This is a genomic window from Paenibacillus uliginis N3/975 (assembly GCF_900177425.1).
GTDB lineage: Bacteria > Bacillota > Bacilli > Paenibacillales > Paenibacillaceae > Paenibacillus_AQ > Paenibacillus_AQ uliginis.
The window spans coordinates 620,724-637,675 of the sequence record NZ_LT840184.1; the positions used below are offsets into that span (position 1 = coordinate 620,724).

A 16,952-nucleotide genomic window follows, 5' to 3' on the forward strand; every position below is an offset into this window, starting at 1 on the left:
AATGGAACAACTCGAACAATACGTATTACAGGGAGGGAGAACGATGCGCAAGACGATTTTGCTAGTCGACGACGAACCGGACATTGTAGAATTACTTAAGTTGTTTTTGGAAAAAGAGTTTGATGTGCTCGAAGCGAACGACGGTCAGACGGCAGTAGAACTGTTCTCACGGACTTCGATCGATTTGGCCGTCATCGACATCATGATGCCGCATCTAGACGGCTTCCAGCTGCTGCAATGGATTCGTAAGCATTCGAAGCTGCCGGTCATTGTCGTATCGGCGAAAAATCAGGAAACCGATAAAATCACCGGGCTTGGCCTAGGCGCGGACGATTTCATAACCAAGCCGTTTAGTCCGCTGGAAGTGGTAGCGCGCATTCAGGCACAGCTGCGGAGAACGTACGAGTTCAATGATCATCCTGCTCTGACGCGGGTCGAAGTGGAGATGGCTGAAACGCATCTGGGCGATCTGACGCTCGATCACGAAGCTTGCATGTTGTATAAACGAGGCGAGCCGATAGCGCTCAGTGCCATTGAATATAAGCTGTTGAAGCTGTTTATGAACAAGCCGGGACGTATCTATACGAAAAAGCAAATTTTCGAAAGCGTATGGTCGGACCCGTATATCGCCGACGACAACACGATTATGGTACAAATTAGCCGGTTGCGGGATAAAATCGAGGATTCGCCCCGCATGCCTGTTTATGTGAAAACAGTTCGGGGGCTTGGATACCGGTTTGCCAAGAAGGAGGAGCTGCATGCGCCGTAAATCGAAATTGTTCGGCATGCTTCTCCGAAACTACATTTTCTTTTCGCTGACGGTTGGCGTAAGTGTGTTATTACTGCTGCTGTTTTTTGTCGAGCGAACGAATGAGTGGTTGTCTGCTCAGGAACTGTCCCGACTACAAGCTAGCGAGATCATCCGGCCGAATACGGCCGACATGCCAACGGAGGCGATTGAATCGTTTCAGGGCTGGGTGGAAATCCTCGATGAACGTCTGCGGGTAATTGAAGTAAAGGGCAGTAAGCTGGACAAGCCGACTTCGTATACGGAAAAAGAGCTGAACGCGTTATTTTATGATGTGAAGGAAAAACTTTATTACACTTCCATCGCCCCGTTCCACACGGATGACGGGCAGCTCCAGTATGCTCTCATTAAGCTACCGAAAACGAATATTAAATTAGAGATTGCCCTCGACGAGGGAACGGCGGACAACCAGAAATTTTTCTGGAAAGCCTTGATGGAGACGGGACTGCTGTTCATCGTACTGTTCGGAATCAACGTGTATGTGTACAGCCGTCTGACTGCGGTTAGAATAACGAATCCGTTAAGCGCGATTGCGACAGGTATCCGCAATGTTGCGGGCGGACGATATTACGAGAGACTTCATTTCGAGGCGAATTACGAACTGGCGCAAATCCAGGAAAGCTTTAACGCTATGGCGGAGAAATTGGACAAGGCGGAAGCGGAGAAAAAGCTGCTGGAGGAAAGCAAGCAGCGGATGCTCGTTCATATTTCGCATGATCTGAAGACGCCGATCACGACGATTCAGGGCTATGCCAAAGCACTGCAGCTCGGCATGATTGAAGATGAAGAGAAGAAGCAGCGGACCGTAAAGCTTATTCATGACAAGACAGAGCTTGTCACCGAGTTGATCGACGACGTGTTTGAACTGTCCAAGCTAGAAAGCCCAGACTATCCGATCGTCAAAGAAGCTTGTGACCTTGCTGAATTCGTCCGCGAGATGGCGGTTGATTATTATGACTTGTTCGAGGAGAAGCATTTTGTGTTTGAATGCGATATTCCTTCACAGGAAGTGTTCGTCCCGTTTAACGGGAAGCTGATGTATCGAGCTGTCTCTAATCTGCTGGAAAATGCGCTGAAATACAATCCGCCGGGAACGAATGTGCAATTGACGCTCGTTAACCGAGACACGGAGGTGCGCATCGAAGTGACCGATAACGGCGTCGGTATTCCCGACCATCTGCGGGATCGGGTATTCGACGCGTTCAGCCGCGGCGACGTGGCGAGAAAAAGCGACGGCGGGACGGGCCTTGGGCTGACGATCGCGAGGCATATCGTAGAAAAACACAGGGGCTGGCTCGTATTGGATACGGATGGAGGCACGACGCGGTTTGAATTGACGTTGCCGAAGAATGCGGTGGCAGCAACGAAGCTTGCCAGCGCAGCGAACTAGCGTGCATAAATAAAAGCTGTCCTCCAATTTAATAGCACTCTAAATAAAATAGTTTTTTAAATTGTTCAAGGCCTTGGCAATTTCTTTAATACCGGTCTCAATGTTATGCTCTTCGATATTTGTAACATTTAACTTTAATATTCTTTCACGATAAAATCCGTCTAAATAATTTCGATCAATGGTATCTAGTAAAATATGTTGTTGTTCCAAATGACGAAGAAGTGAGTTCATGTTGACTTGTTTTGGCAAAACGATATGACTATGCATGCAAATCTCTGATGGTGCTTCATACATTGGCAAATGTGTTCTAAGGGATTGCTGAAGAATTTTGGCACGAACCGTATAGGCCTCACGTACTTGCGCCTGATAGTGTTCAAACATGCCACTTTTCAAATAAAGCTCTAGGGCTGCTTGCGAAATCATCGAGCTATCAATATCGGTTGTGTTTTTATATTGTTGGAAAGTATTTTTTAACGCATTAGGTAATATTGCGAACCCAATGCGTAAGCCAGGAAACATAATTTTAGAAAGACTTTTTAAGTAAATAACACGTTCGTTTATATCATTCGTAAATAGCGGATCCAGTTTTTTATTTTGTTCAAAATCCGCTAAGTAATCATCTTCTACGATGTACACATCATATTTATTGGCTAGTTGGAGAATGGATTCTTTCTCTTTTTTGCTATAAGAAGTGCCTAGTGGGTTATGGAATCGTGGCATGGTGTAAAAATACTTAATGTCGCCTTGACGAAAAATTTGTTCTAATTCATCTAAATCAATGCCTTGCGTTGTACGCCGAATGCCAACAGCTTGTAGTCTATACGTTTTTATAAAGTCCATATATAAGTGATAGCTAGGTTGTTCTACAAGAATGGTTGTGCGATGATTTGGAAACGGCATGATGCTCAGTAAGGATAGTGCTTGCTGCACGCCTGAAGTAATGAAAATATGATCTGTATGTGTAAATACCTGATATGTTTCTAACAATTTTTTGGTTTCTGTAATTAATGAAGGCAAACCGTTCAGTGTACCATATCGAAATAAATCTTCTTGATACGTATCGATAGCTTTATTGATGCAATGCTGAAAATCTTTGTAAGGAAAATGGTTCCATGTTGGTGATGATGTTGCAAAATCTATGGAATCTGTAGTGGGTGGTTCCTGTGGCATTTGATGGTCTACGACATAATAGCCGCTCTTAGGAATCGCATATATCAGGTGTTGGTCTTCAAGTTTCTTTAAAGCGGCTAGTATTGTACTTTTACTACAAGAAAAGTGTTGTGATAAATTTCGAACAGAGGGCAGTTTTGCACCAGAATGTAGGCCGCCCGTCTGAATTTGATGACGTAGTTCGTCATATATCAGTTCATACTTAAGCATATTATAGCTCCTTACACATCTGTACTGGTACAGATGTGTATTTTTTATATCGTGCAAAATGTTATTTTTCATTACGATAGCTTTATCGGCCGGATAGAAAAGTACAGGGAGTGGATCAAATGGCAGAAAATAATAAAGCGTATATCGCAGCAATTGTATATGCATTCATTATTGGGCTTTCATTTATGTTTGTCAAAGTGACTCTAACCGTTGCGAGCCCAATGGACACACTTGCGCATCGATTTACGATTGCATTGATCGGTGCCACCATTTTTATAGGAATTAGCAAAAATAAATTAAGGATAGATTGGAGAGTTTTACTCCGAATTTTTCCTTTAGCGTTGTTATATCCTATTGCTTTTTTTGCCTTACAAGTGTTTGGATTAGTTCGTACATCTTCTTCAGAAGCTGGGATTATTCAAGCTACGGTTCCTATTTTTACGTTAGTGTTTGCAAGGATCATATTAAAGGAGAAAGCAACACGCGGACAGTTAGTCTTCATTAGTTTGTCGGTAATGGGTGTAATCTATTTGCTCTTTATGAATGGAGTAGGAGCTCAGATAACGAATTTGATCGGCAGTGGGTTAATTCTATTATCGGCTGTAGCTGCTGCGCTATATAACGTTTTTGCAAGAAAGTTAACGCAGCAATATTCATTAATGACATTAACCTATAGCATGACATTATTCGGATTTTTGGTGTTTAACACCATGGCGATTGGCAATCATGTGATGAAGGGTACAACAAAACAATTTTTCCAACCCTTTATGCATATCGATTTTGTCTTAGCCATATTATTTTTAGGTGTTTTATCATCACTCGTAACTTCGTATCTTTCGAATTATGTTTTATCAAAAATAGAGGCGACTAAAATGAGTGTGTTCAGTAATTTTGCTACGCTCATTACGATCTTAGCTGGGGTTATTTTCTTGAAGGAAGAATTTTACCTATACCATCTTGCTGGTGCCGTTGTCATTATTATAGGGGTTGTTGGTACGAATTACTTTGGCAGAGGAAGTAAACATCGTGAAAAAGTATAGTCTTTTACTAATGATTATATTTTTGGATTGCCATCTTTGAAGTCGTATTGCCTTTTATTCTTATTGCGCAAGGTCAAAAATCTGTATCGAGCAGTATTGCCTCAATGCTCATCGCGATGGTCCCGATCTTAACTTTAGTATTTCTCTTATTGATCTTTAAAAAGAAAATAAGTCAGTTATAGATAATTAGCATTAGTTTAGGATTCTTAGGGATTGTTTTCTTAGCGTGGCCATCTCAAGGAATGATGAGTGTTTCAGGGAATCTGCTTGGAAATGTGTTACTCATTCTGGCTGCTATGAGCTTTGCGTGGTCATTGATTTTAATGGAAAAATTAGAGGGGGGCTCTCCTGTAATTCATATGAGAAACGTTTTATGGATTGCAAGTATCCTATTGATACCCTTGGCATTCTATTTTGAACGGCTGTTACAAATCGATATAAATAATTCACAGTTGTTATATATTATCATTCTAGGTATATTCCACGCAGGAATCATCTACATGTTGTATAATGTTTTGATTCAAGAAGAGGGAGCGCTATTTGCATCATTCAGCAATTATATTGTCCCAGTTGTTGGTGTTATTTCAGGCTATTTCATTTTAAATGAACCTTTATTTTTGCAGCATAAGATTGGTATATTCATTATTCTTTTAGCACTTATTTTTTCTAATAAAGATATATTTAGAAAATGGGTTAGGAAAGATCATTAGTATCAAGCCTTGTGGGGTAGTTGAACAAGGGCTCTATAAGCGTTACACTGAAAAAAATGAATGAACGCACTGGGGTGAGAGTGTTGGTGAAATCAGAGGAAATAACCTTCTAAAATGAGAAATGATGAATTTTAGGAGGTTAAACTTATGAATTTTAATCTAATTGATATGGAAAGTTGGAACAGAAAACCTTACTTTGAACATTACTTAAATCAAGTTAGGTGTACTTTTAGCATCACAGCCAATATTGATATTACATCGTTATTAGTGACACTTCGTGCACAAGATATCAAATTATATCCAACTTTTATTTATATGATTACAAAGGTAGTCAATGCTCATGTGGAATTTAGAACATGCTTTAATGAGGAAAATGAATTAGGATATTGGGATCGTATGACACCGAGTTTTACGATATTTCATAATGATGATAAATCATTTTCGAGCATTTGGACTGAGTTTTTCGATGATTTTCAGACTTTCTATAATAACTATGAGAAAGATTTGAAACAATATGGTGATGTGAAAGGGATCGTAGCAAAAAATAATGTCCCTATGAATTCTTTTCCGATTTCCAGTATTCCTTGGGTTAATTTCACAGGCTTTAATATTAACGTCTTTAATGATGGTAAATATCTGTTGCCCATCGTGACTGGCGGTAAATATTTCTGCCAAGACGGCCGAACACTATTACCTGTTTCATTGCAGGTACATCATGCAGTGTGTGATGGATATCATGCAAGTCAATTCATGAATGAACTGCAACAATTAGCGAACAACTACGATGAATGGCTACAGCTATCATGAGCAGAACGTATAGCTGATTGAGATCGGAAGAGAAAGTCAGAGATGAAAAGAGCGTCTTCCATAAAGGAAGATGCTCTTTTTCATTCCTGATAACCTCTTGACCTTTACGCTGCGTCATAGCTTAAGGTGGTCGTAGGAGGGATTTTACGATGAATATTATTATAGAAGATACGATGAAATGCTTTCCATCAACGTTATATGGGTAGGCTTAGGTGTTAATGAATTCGAGGGAATATATTGACATGAAAATGATTAGGAGCCATACTATATGCATGAACAACAATAATAAAGTAACAAAAGACATTGGCGCTATTCCCTCGCTTGAACAATCTAAACGTCAGATTGATCTCTATAACCTAGACGTAGACGCACAGGCTGTTCTTGTTGCGTCTAGGCTAATGGCGACGGGAGCCAAGCTTGGACATGCTGCAGAGATTCATTTCTCCAGATTCGGTTTATCAACAGGGCGATATCGTTTATTGGCAGACCTGGAAGATAACGACGGAGAAGAGTTGCCCTCGCAATTAGCGGAACATCTAGGTGTTACTCGCGCTACAGTGACGGGTCTTATTGACACTCTTGAGCGAGATGGTCTAGTATCCCGACGGTCAAGTTCAGAAGATGGCCGTCAGAGATCGGTCATTTTGACGGAGAAAGGGGCGAAGAAGCTCCGTGATATGGCGCCTGAGCATTTCGAAAGGCTGGAAGCAATGGTGGGCTTGCTCAGTATCGAGGAGCGCAGCGTATTTCTCGACCTGTTAGGTCGGATTACACAAGGCATCTCAGCACTTACGGATGATCCAGGCGAAAAGGAAAACATCAGCAAGGAGTAGAACGGGCTAGTTAAGCTAGCCCATTTTCACTCTTATATAGTTAGGTTCCTAATTATATATCAATAAATCAACTGCTGAACGATTAAAAAGAAAGGAGTAACTAAATGAACAAGATGAAATATCTAGATCAGACAGATGGTGATTACCGCATTAAGGCTGGTGGTTCCAATGCAAAGACGTTTGTACTCTGGCGTGAAGTTGTAATGGCCTATGCTGCTCCTGCCATTATGGCAGGTATCGGGGGATTGATCACTGCCAATAGAGACCTTCAAATAGGAGCATTGACCACAATTGGCGGAGCGTCTGCCTTGGTGGCGTGGATGCTTGGTCTTTGGTTGCGCAGCCGAGGGGGACATAAGCGGTGGATCATTGGTGCACCTCACTTGGTTGTGGTAGGGATGTTTTCGTTGGTGGGGGCAGCGTTTGGTCTATTCGCCGCATGGGTGATATCTGGTTTACTGGAAATTATTATTCCGAATCATCACTTGGCATGGGTCGATCGTGTCTGGAGCGATTTCCCGCTATCTGGATTGATAGCAAGCACGATAATGACATGGCGTTGGCGTCTTAACGTCACAACAAATTTTTCATCAAAAGGAGAAGATAAAAAATGATAGTTATTATTGGAGCAACAGGTACGATAGGAAGTGCGCTTTTGAAACGTTTGGTTGATCTTGGCCTGCCCGCCCGGGCGATAAGCAGAGAGCCTGAGAAGTTGCGTGTTCAGCTTGGAGAGAAAGGTCAGTCAATTATCGAGGTCACATCGGCTGATGCTTCTGACCCCGAATCGTTGCGCCGTGCGTTTACAGGAGCTAGCCAGCTCTTCCTTGCCATGTCCAATAGTCTAAGACAAATCGAATTGGAGACATCGATCATACAGATTGCCGCCGAAGCTGGAATCGAACACATCGTAAAAATATCCAGTCCTGTCTTTGAGGAGAGCTCTCCAGTGGCGGTGGCGGGCTGGCATAACGAAATCGAGAAGATCCTGTCCGAATCGGGTCTTACCCATACCGTGTTGCGCCCATATGCGTTCATGCAAAACTTACTGCGCCTTGCACCAACGATCGCAACACAAGATATTTTCTTCGGCTCCATGGGTGATTCACCTTGTAATTTCATTGACTGTCGTGATATCGCAGACATTGCCGCAGAGGTTATGACCAACCGCGAGGTAGCAGGCCAAATATATACGCTTACAGGTTCGGAGATTTTCAGCTATCCCCAGATCGCGAGTAAACTCTCCACTCTGCTTAATCGGCCGATCCGTTACATCAACTTGGATCCCCAAGAATTACTTCGCAATCTCATCGAGCACGGGAGCATGCCTCCTTGGATCGCAAACCACGTTGTAGAAATTCAAGCCATGGCAACAGTGGTACCAGAAAGGACTACGAACACAGTAACATGCTTACTGGGCAGAGAGCCCCGTACGCTGGATGCTTTTTTGCATGAGTATGTAGAAAGTTTCCGGTAGAGTAACTAATGATAAGCTGTTGACCTTTACGCTGCGTCATAGCTTAAGGTGATCGTAGGAGGGATTTTACGATGAATATTATTATAGAAAATACGATAACCCAGTACGAAACCATGCTTTCTTTACCGAATGAGAAAAAAGAGGACTTCTTTAGGTACACAATGATGAAGCCTCTGGAAGATATGTGGAGGACAATAAATGTCCCCATGAAGGCTAAGGAGCCCAACGGATATGATGTTTTGATGGCCACTCAAATGATGGGATACTTAGACATTCATAATAACGATGTCGCTGAGAAGGCTTTAAGGGATTTAAAAGAAATCAACGCACTTGAAATCGCGAAGAAAACGATAGCAGACTGTATTGCATTTTCATCAGCATCAGGCTTGGTCGTAAAGGCGGAGGATATAATATTCGGGATGTATATTGCCGATCCTATAAAGCTCCAGAATGAAGATGGATACTGCGGTTTTGGTGGTATTCCGGGTTATGTCACGATAACCATTCATCCAAACGAATATAATATTCCGAGAATGCCCTCACTGATTGCACATGAGTTTCATCATAATTTGCGCTTTTCCTATTTTGATTGGGATCATGGGGATGTCACTGTAGGCGAATATATCATTATTGAGGGACTCGCAGATTCTTTCGCAACTGCTCTGTACGGGGAAGAATATTTAGGTCCATGGGTGACTTCTATTGATCAGGAAGAACTGGAATATTCCATTAACGTCATACGGGAAGGTCTGGATGTTAAAGGATTTGCGGAAGTCAGCAGTTATATGTTCGGGGATGAATTCGCCAAGAAGGAAGGCTATCCACCTGTAGGTCTATCCCCAGGAGCGGGATATGCTGTCGGTTATCATGTAGTTCAATCTTTTACGAAAAGAAACAATATTACAATTCAAGAAGCTACATTGCTGAGTGCAGAAGACATAATTAAGGGATCGGGTGTTCTTTAAACAATTTTATAATCGAAATAGAGCCGAGCAAATACAGGATGGTATTCTGATATTTGCCCGGTTTTTGTCAATCCGCTTATCCCCCCTTGCATTTTTATCAATTGAGTAGTAAAGTGATATCAAGGTTAACGATGAGAAGGAGAAATGAAGTGGAGAATAATACGATTGGTTCGTTAATCTGGTTACGTTTAATTCGTTTCACCAACCAGAGTAACCAAATGTCGAATGAGTTTTTAAAGCGATTTGATTTAACAACAGCACAATTTGATGTACTTGCGCAAATACATGTATATCAGCCATTAACACAGATCGAGCTTGCTGAAAAGGTAACCGTCACACAAGGTGGAATTTCTCGCATGCTTGCCCGTCTTGAAAAAGAAGGTTACATTGCGCGAAAGCAAGAGTGGAAAACAAAAACAATTTCCTTAACTGAAAAAGGGACTGCAATACTAGAAGAAGCGATGCCGGAACAACTAGCGTTCCAATCATCATTTTTTGACGACATATTAAATGAAGAAGAAAAGAAAACATTATATTCATTAATGACACGTGTGCATAAGCATAGCCAAAAAAAACAAATACCACCCCAGTAAATTTTTTTACACTATCACTTGATTAGTCAAGTTAAAAAGGAGGAACTACCATGTACCAAATTCCAGGACACCATCATATATCCATGCTGACAAAAAATGCTCAATTGAATAATGAATTTTATCAAAAGATATTGGGCTTACGCAGAGTGAAGAAGACCGTCAATCAAGATAATCCTTTCATGTACCATTTATTTTATGGGGATTTAACCGGAAGCGCGGGCACAGAGCTATCTTTTTTTGAAATGCCGGCCGCAGGCAGAACTGTGCGTGGTACCAATGCGATTACACAGATTGGCCTGCTTGTCCCATCATCCGAAAGCTTGGAATATTGGAAAGGGCGCTTTGAACAATACGATGTAAAACATGGTGATATCACCACGTATGCAGGCAGAGAAGCATTGCCATTTGAAGACTCGGAAGGGCTTCGCCTTATTCTCATTAACAACAATGGTGCGGAAGTGCCGGAGGATTGGGCGGCATGGGAACAATCATTAGTCGAACAAGAACATCGCATTTTAGGGATGGGAACGGTAGAAATGACCGTACGGAATGTAGACAAATTGGCTAAAACACTAACAGATATGTTCGGATATATCGAAGTCTCGCGTTCAGAACAAGAAGCGATTTACCAATCGGTTGAAGGGCAAGTGCTTGGTGAAATTGTGGTGAAGCAGCAAGATGGACCAAGCGAAAAGCCGGGCCGAGGTAGCATTCATCATTTGGCGATTCGTGTGAAAAACGAAGAGGAGATCGCTTACTGGAATGAAGTTGTAAAAAAACGGGGCTTCCAATCAACGGGTGTTATTGATCGCTTTTACTTCAAAAGTTTATACTTCCGTGAATCCAATGGTATTTTATTCGAAATTGCGACAGATGGGCCGGGATTTACAGCAGATTCTAAGGTTGAAGATTTAGGTGAAAAACTTGATTTACCACCATTTTTAGAAGGAAGACGTGCTGAAATTGAAGCTGGATTAACACCATTAGAATAAGAAGGAGAGATTATAAAATGGAAAAATATCGTATCGATACAAATAAAGGAATGGAATTTGGTTTATATTCGATCGGTGAGCATCTGGTAGATCCGACGACCGGAACTCGAATTAGCGCTGAGCAGCGTATTCATGAAATCATTGAAACAAGCAAGCTGGCAGAAGAAGCAGGCCTGGATGTATTTGCAGTAGGTGAGAGCCATCAGGCACATTTTACAACACAAGCACATACGGTAATTTTAGGCGCGATTGCCCACGCAACAAAGAACATTAAAATTGCAAGCTCGGCAACCGTGTTAAGCACGTCGGATCCTGTGCGCGTATACGAAGATTTTGCAACACTCGATCTGATTTCACAAGGCCGTGCTGAAATTGTTGCTGGTCGTGGCTCTCGTGTCGGTGCTTACAGTTTGCTCGGTTATGATGTACGTGATTATGAAGAATTGTTTGAAGAAAAGATGGATCTATTACTGAAGCTAAATGCTGAAGAGACCGTAACGTGGGAAGGACAATTCCGGGCACCACTCAAAAATGCAACCATTATTCCGCAGCCGCAAAATGAACAAATGCCGATTTGGCGTGCAGTAGGGGGGCCACCAGCAAGTGCAATCAAAGCAGGTTATGCCGGTGTTCCAATGATGTTAACAACGCTGGGTGGTCCGGCTGTTAACTTTAAGATTGCTGTTGATGCATATCGGGAAGCAGCACAGAAAAGCGGTTTTGATTCTTCAACATTACCAATAGCGACAACCAGTTTGTTCTATACAGCAGAAACCTCGCAGGACGCACTTCGAGAATACTACCCTCACATCAATTCTGGGATGATGGCATTAAAGGGTGGCGGATATCCAAAACAGCAATTTGCCCAGGCGACGGATCATCGCGATGCGCTAATGATCGGCAGCCCGCAGCAAATTATTGAAAAAATGCTTTACCAATATGAACTGTATGGACATCAACGATTCATGGCACAAATCGACTTTGGTGGTTTACCGTTTGAGAAAATCGTGAAGAACATTGAGCTCATAGCAACAGAGATTATGCCAGCCATTAAAAAGCATACGGCAAAAAAATAAAGGAGAATATGACATGAGAATTGTAGGCATTGCCGGCTCAAATATAGGCTCTAAAACAAGAACAGCAATGAATTATACATTGAAGGTAACCCGTGAAAAGTATCCGGACGCTGACATAACATTGCTTGATTTGGCCGATTATCATATGGTTTTTAGCGATGGCCGAAATTATTGGGAATATGAAGGGGATACAAAATACGTGACCGAAACAATCATGGCCGCGGACGCCCTTATCATCGGGACACCAACCTTTCAAGCTTCTATTCCAGCAGCGCTAAAAAATATTTTTGATTTATTGCCGATCAATGCATTTCGGGACAAGGTAGTGAGCATCTTTGTAACTGCCGGGACAGCAAAACATTATTTAATGGTGGAACAGCAATTAAAGCCAATTTTATCTTATATGAAGGCGCATATCGTACCTGGTTATGTATTCATAGAAGAAAAGGATTTTCATCGAAAGGAAATAGTGAATGATGATATCCTGTTCCGTATTGAGCGTCTAGTAGAGGATACCGTATTACAAGTCAACGCGGTTGCCAGCATGCAACAAGCAAAAGATGCGGCATATGATTTCTAATGAGGGCTTGCGGTGAAGCTCGGGAAAGTTGAATAACAAGTTTGGGGATTTGGGACTATCTTTCTGCAATTTAAAGCGCAGAAAAGATAGTCCCATTTTCATTTTCAAAGCAGTAGGTCGTGTCCATTTATGCATCATCCATTTTTATCCCTCTAAAATGGAAAAATCCCCCTTCCTATATGATGAACTTCATTCCATTATAAAAATGACTGAATTTACATACATAACATTATTTTGTAATGGAGGTGTAGCGTTCGTACAAGTACAAGCAAGAAAGTGAGTAGTAAACTAACAAGGAGGTTGGAAAGAACATATTTTTGCATAATATGGTAACCGCTTACAAAAAAACATCGCAGATAGGGGCTAATTTATAAATATTAAATCGAACTTATTTACAAAATTCAGTATTTAGAGGTGAACATATGCATAGATCTGGCCGGAAGAAGTATTCGAACATGATGGTTCTGTTCCTGAGCATGCTATTGGCGTTTGGTACATTGTTTAACGCTCCAACCTCATACGCTGAAACAGATGTTATTGAAAATCCTGCGGAAGCGCCTGCTCCTGAAGAGGTAGCTCCGGGAGAAGTTGTACCTGAGGAGGTTGCCCCGGTGGAACCACAAAATCCAGAAGGGACTCCTCAAGATCCGGAAGCACTTCCGCAGAATCCAGAGGCGGCTCCACAGAAACCAGAAACAGCTCAGGAATCAATTAAGGCGGCAAATGTCGGCCCTAAAAATCTTAGAGTCGTAGAAGTAACCCATAACACCGTATCTTTGGAATGGGATCCTGCACCGGACATCAAGCATTACTGGATTTGGGATACCAATAACAAGTACATTTTCTGGGCGAACGATGGAGCTCAAACCGTGGGTGGATTGACACCTTCGACGACTTATTCTTTTTACGTCGGACCGAATGGAGTACAGGCACCTAATCTTACACCAGAACAAAAAAGTAACGTAGTGACGTTTACAACATTGGAGGATGTAAGCGAATACAAGGATCCGCCTCTAACGCCACCAAGTTATTTAACAGTGACTGATGTCACGTATAACTCTGTAACGCTTGGCTGGGGGGGAGTTTCGAAGGCAACGGGATACGATTTTTATGTGAATGGCCAATGGATTAACGGTATATGGAGTAATACGGTAACCTCGATTACCTATGCACCTGAATCTGGCATGGAATTAGGTAGAACATATACCTTCGAGGTTGGAGCACAAAACCCTCCAAATCCGGTTTCAGCGAATAGTAATAAAGTTAAGATTACGTGGGGAGAGCTTTCCTCTCCTGAGGATTTACAGGTTATAACAGCAACGAGAACAACAGCTTCACTGGGGTGGGCCCCTGTACCTGGAGCGACAAGTTATGATATTTTTCAGGATGGTAAGCTTGTAGGTTCAAGCGAAACAAATCGCTTTGTAGCAAATGGACTTACAGAAGGGCAAAACTATTCATTTACCGTCGTGGCTAAAAATAATCTGTGGGAGTCTCCGGCAAGCAGTGAAAAGACCGTTGTGCCAGGAAGCGAATATACCAATGTTACGTACTACACTTCATGGTCTGGAATCGAAACACGAAACTTTAAACCAACTGACATTGACGTATCTCAAATTACGCATATCAATTATGCTTTTGCCGATTTATGTTGGAAGAAGTATGGCACAGGCGCCGCAGCTTGCCAGAACGAGAATATTCCATTGCAAAAAGATTATGTATTCGATGGTGAGATGATTATTGGCGACCCTGAGGTGGATATAAACAATTTTGAAACATTCGCAAACATTAGAAATCAAAATCCGCATTTGAAGATGATGATTTCGGTAGGCGGCTGGACCTGGTCCAAGAACTTCTCAAACATAGCAGCTACTGAAGAGACACGTCACACTTTTGCCAATTCGGTTGTGAAATTTCTAAGGGAGTACCGATTGGACGGAGTAGACATTGACTGGGAATACCCGGTTGAAGGTGGAGAAGATGACAACTCCAGACGACCGGAAGATAAAGAAAACTTTACACTTTTGATGAAAACGGTTCGTGATGCCTTAGATGGGGCCGGCTCAGAAGATGGTAAGTATTATCTTCTGACGATTGCTTCCGGACAAGGTGATAATTTTGTTGTGAATGCGGATTTTGTGAATTCCGCAAGCTATCTCGATTTTATTAATATTATGACCTATGATTACAGCGGAAAAAATGATGTACTTGGTCATCACAATGCGCCGTTATTTTATGATAAAAACCATCCAGGCAGGAATGCCCCTAGAAATAATGTGCAGGGTGGAGCTTTAGGCCATTTAAACGGTGGAGTACCCAAGCATAAGCTAGTACTTGGGATTCCGTTCTATGGGAAGGGCTATAGGGATTGTCTGCCCAATGGGCAATACCGGACCTGTGCCGGGGGCACGGAAACGGGGACATGGGAAGCCAATCTTTTTGATTACACCGATCTCGAGAGAAATTATGTGAACAAAAACGGCTATGTCCGTTATTGGAACGAGGCTTCGAAGGTAGCTTATCTGTATAACAGTGAGAACAAAGTCTTTATTACCTATAATGATAAGGAGTCGATGTTATACAGCGCTTCTCTCGTAAAATCGTTGGATATTGCGGGAGTCATGAGCTGGGACATCAGCGGTGACCGTAACAAGACCCTGAATACACAATTGGTGCATGACTTGCCGATTAACGGTACCGTGAATACGTCACAATTAACCGCTCCTTCTCAAATCTCGGTTACTTCCAAGCAGGCCAGATCGCTACAGTTGAAATGGAATGCTTCCGAGGGAGCCACAGGCTATGAGGTATACGTGAATAAGCAGTGGGTAGGCAATATAACAGAGCCGCAGTATACGATAAACGCTCTTAAACCAGACACCGAATATTCTATTCATGTATTGGCGATTGAGAAGGCTAATGAGACCGTGCAAAGAGTATCCAGAAACAGTGACGTATTGAAAGTGACAACCTCATCAGATCCGGTGACTCCACCATCATCTGGGGGAGGAGGAGGAGAAACAACCACTTCGCCACCGACAACACCTGTACCAACAGATAAAGACAAAAATGAATTAGGAACTAGGGTCAGCAAAAATGGCAACACAACAGTAGTCACGTTGACAACGGATGCTGCAGCCATTAAAAAAATTGCTGATTCGGCTTCAACGACATTCAACATTGTTATTGATAGTGACGGCGGAAAGCCTGTGGAATTGACCGTACCTCAACAGATCATTGCGGCAATTGCCAAAAAGGGAGAGGAAGCTGCACTCTCGATCCGTATGAAGGACGCTGAATACAGCATTCCGATTCATGCGATTCATGGAACGGCTGACATTAAAATTTCGTTCCAAACGCCGGAGCAGAGTGTCTTGGATCAGATGAAAAAAGGGCTCGGTTCCAAGGGCATAACAGATCTAGTTCAACCGTTTGAGTTAAAGATTGAACAGATCGCTTCTGGGCAAACGGCCAAATCACTTACCGATATCGGAAAATACTATATTAGCCGCGTATTCACATTAAATGCGAAGGATATCGATGTGAATCGCATTTCCGGTGTGATCTTCATCCCGGGAAGCAACGAGCTTCGTCCTGTTCCAACGGTATTTAAAGTGAATGCGGATGGAACGGTTACTGTCGAAATGAAAACAAAAGGCAGCGGTATGTACGCTTTAATCAAAACTAACTACAACTTCCTGGACGCTACAAAGGGCTGGTTACAGAAGGATGTTCATCTGGCAGCCGCGAAGCTGATTGCCTCTGGAGAGAGTGCAAATATTTTCGGAGTGAACAAGAGCGCTACCCGAGCTGAGGTCGTGTCAATGATCGTAAGGGGCTTGGGGATCGTACCGGATTCAACCAGTTCTGCGTTTAAAGATGTGGATGTAAAGTCCAAGTACGCTGGTGATATCGCAGCGGCATCAAAATTAGGTTTAATCCAAGGGAAAACGAAAGATACATTTGATCCAGACGGATTGGTGACCCGTCAAGAGATCGCCGTTATGCTTGCGAATGCAATGAAGTACGCAGGCAAAACGGGTGAAGCCAAAGCGGGTGTGCTGGGGCATTTTGTTGATCAATCCGCTATTTCTTCTTATGCGAAATCGTCAGTGGCCTTTATCGTACAAGAGCAGATTATGAACGGGGTTTCCAAAACCCGTCTGGATCCTCAGTCGAACGTAACGAAAGCTCAGACTGCGGTGAGCGTGATGAGAATGCTGCGATCCTTACAACTATCTAATTAAATTGAAGAGGGGGCGTCCCCAAAGGTCTGTTGGCCTGGGACCCTCCTCTTTTTT

16 protein-coding genes are annotated in these 16,952 nt (G+C 42.5%); 15 read left to right on the forward strand and 1 reads right to left on the reverse strand.

What is annotated here, in order from left to right; genetic code table 11:
* Nucleotides 1-43 precede the first annotated feature (43 nt).
* The gene (locus B9N86_RS02830; RefSeq protein ID WP_208917673.1) at nt 44-769 is read left to right on the forward strand and encodes a response regulator transcription factor; all 726 of its coding nucleotides are present in this window, start codon (nt 44-46) and stop codon (nt 767-769) included.
* Complete coding sequence (locus B9N86_RS02835) at nt 759-2,198, forward strand: sensor histidine kinase (protein ID WP_208917674.1); 1,440 nt, start codon at nt 759-761, stop codon at nt 2,196-2,198. Before B9N86_RS02830 ends, B9N86_RS02835 begins: the two co-directional genes overlap by 11 nt.
* A 39-nt stretch (nt 2,199-2,237) precedes the next feature.
* Here B9N86_RS02835 and B9N86_RS02840 read toward each other — a convergent pair whose 3' ends face one another.
* Nucleotides 2,238-3,578, reverse strand: a complete 1,341-nt coding sequence (locus B9N86_RS02840) for an aminotransferase-like domain-containing protein (protein ID WP_208917675.1) — start codon at nt 3,576-3,578, stop codon at nt 2,238-2,240.
* A gap of 119 nt (nt 3,579-3,697) precedes the next feature.
* On the opposite strand from B9N86_RS02840, the gene B9N86_RS02845 reads away from it, so the two are divergent.
* From B9N86_RS02845 to B9N86_RS02905, 13 genes are all read left to right on the forward strand, one after another.
* Nucleotides 3,698-4,618 carry a DMT family transporter gene (locus B9N86_RS02845; RefSeq protein ID WP_208917676.1) on the forward strand — a complete coding sequence of 307 codons (921 nt, stop codon included), beginning with the start codon at nt 3,698-3,700 and terminating at the stop codon, nt 4,616-4,618.
* A gap of 32 nt (nt 4,619-4,650) precedes the next feature.
* Nucleotides 4,651-4,800, forward strand: a complete 150-nt coding sequence (locus tag B9N86_RS30895) for an EamA family transporter (RefSeq protein ID WP_483243737.1) — start codon at nt 4,651-4,653, stop codon at nt 4,798-4,800.
* 60 nt (nt 4,801-4,860) lie between these two features.
* Entirely contained in the window at nt 4,861-5,328 is a 468-nt protein-coding gene (locus tag B9N86_RS02855; RefSeq protein WP_208917678.1) for a DMT family transporter, read from the forward strand.
* 147 nt (nt 5,329-5,475) lie between these two features.
* Nucleotides 5,476-6,135: a type A chloramphenicol O-acetyltransferase gene (gene catA, locus B9N86_RS02860; RefSeq protein ID WP_208917679.1), complete on the forward strand. Its 660-nt coding sequence runs from the start codon at nt 5,476-5,478 to the stop codon at nt 6,133-6,135.
* 272 nt (nt 6,136-6,407) lie between these two features.
* Nucleotides 6,408-6,968, forward strand: a complete 561-nt coding sequence (locus B9N86_RS02865) for a MarR family winged helix-turn-helix transcriptional regulator (protein WP_208917680.1) — start codon at nt 6,408-6,410, stop codon at nt 6,966-6,968.
* A gap of 113 nt (nt 6,969-7,081) precedes the next feature.
* Nucleotides 7,082-7,582: a hypothetical protein gene (locus B9N86_RS02870; protein ID WP_342193541.1), complete on the forward strand. Its 501-nt coding sequence runs from the start codon at nt 7,082-7,084 to the stop codon at nt 7,580-7,582.
* Entirely contained in the window at nt 7,579-8,445 is an 867-nt protein-coding gene (locus B9N86_RS02875) for an SDR family oxidoreductase (RefSeq protein WP_208917682.1), read from the forward strand. The genes B9N86_RS02870 and B9N86_RS02875 overlap by 4 nt, the downstream gene beginning before the upstream one ends.
* Before the next feature lie 71 nt (nt 8,446-8,516).
* Nucleotides 8,517-9,410, forward strand: a complete 894-nt coding sequence (locus tag B9N86_RS02880) for a DUF2268 domain-containing putative Zn-dependent protease (protein ID WP_208917683.1) — start codon at nt 8,517-8,519, stop codon at nt 9,408-9,410.
* A gap of 149 nt (nt 9,411-9,559) precedes the next feature.
* The gene (locus tag B9N86_RS02885) at nt 9,560-10,003 is read left to right on the forward strand and encodes a MarR family winged helix-turn-helix transcriptional regulator (RefSeq protein ID WP_208917684.1); all 444 of its coding nucleotides are present in this window, start codon (nt 9,560-9,562) and stop codon (nt 10,001-10,003) included.
* 50 nt (nt 10,004-10,053) lie between these two features.
* On the forward strand, nt 10,054-10,995 hold the full coding sequence (locus tag B9N86_RS02890; RefSeq protein WP_208917685.1) for a ring-cleaving dioxygenase: 942 nt from the start codon (nt 10,054-10,056) through the stop codon (nt 10,993-10,995).
* Between the two features lie 17 nt (nt 10,996-11,012).
* A complete protein-coding gene (locus B9N86_RS02895) occupies nt 11,013-12,071 on the forward strand; it encodes an LLM class flavin-dependent oxidoreductase (RefSeq protein ID WP_208917686.1) in 1,059 nt (352 codons plus the stop codon).
* A gap of 13 nt (nt 12,072-12,084) precedes the next feature.
* Complete coding sequence (locus tag B9N86_RS02900; RefSeq protein ID WP_208917687.1) at nt 12,085-12,651, forward strand: NADPH-dependent FMN reductase; 567 nt, start codon at nt 12,085-12,087, stop codon at nt 12,649-12,651.
* A gap of 422 nt (nt 12,652-13,073) precedes the next feature.
* Nucleotides 13,074-16,898 (forward strand): glycosyl hydrolase family 18 protein, encoded by a 3,825-nt coding sequence (locus B9N86_RS02905; protein WP_208917688.1) that lies wholly within the window; start codon nt 13,074-13,076, stop codon nt 16,896-16,898.
* Nucleotides 16,899-16,952: the final 54 nt, after the last annotated feature.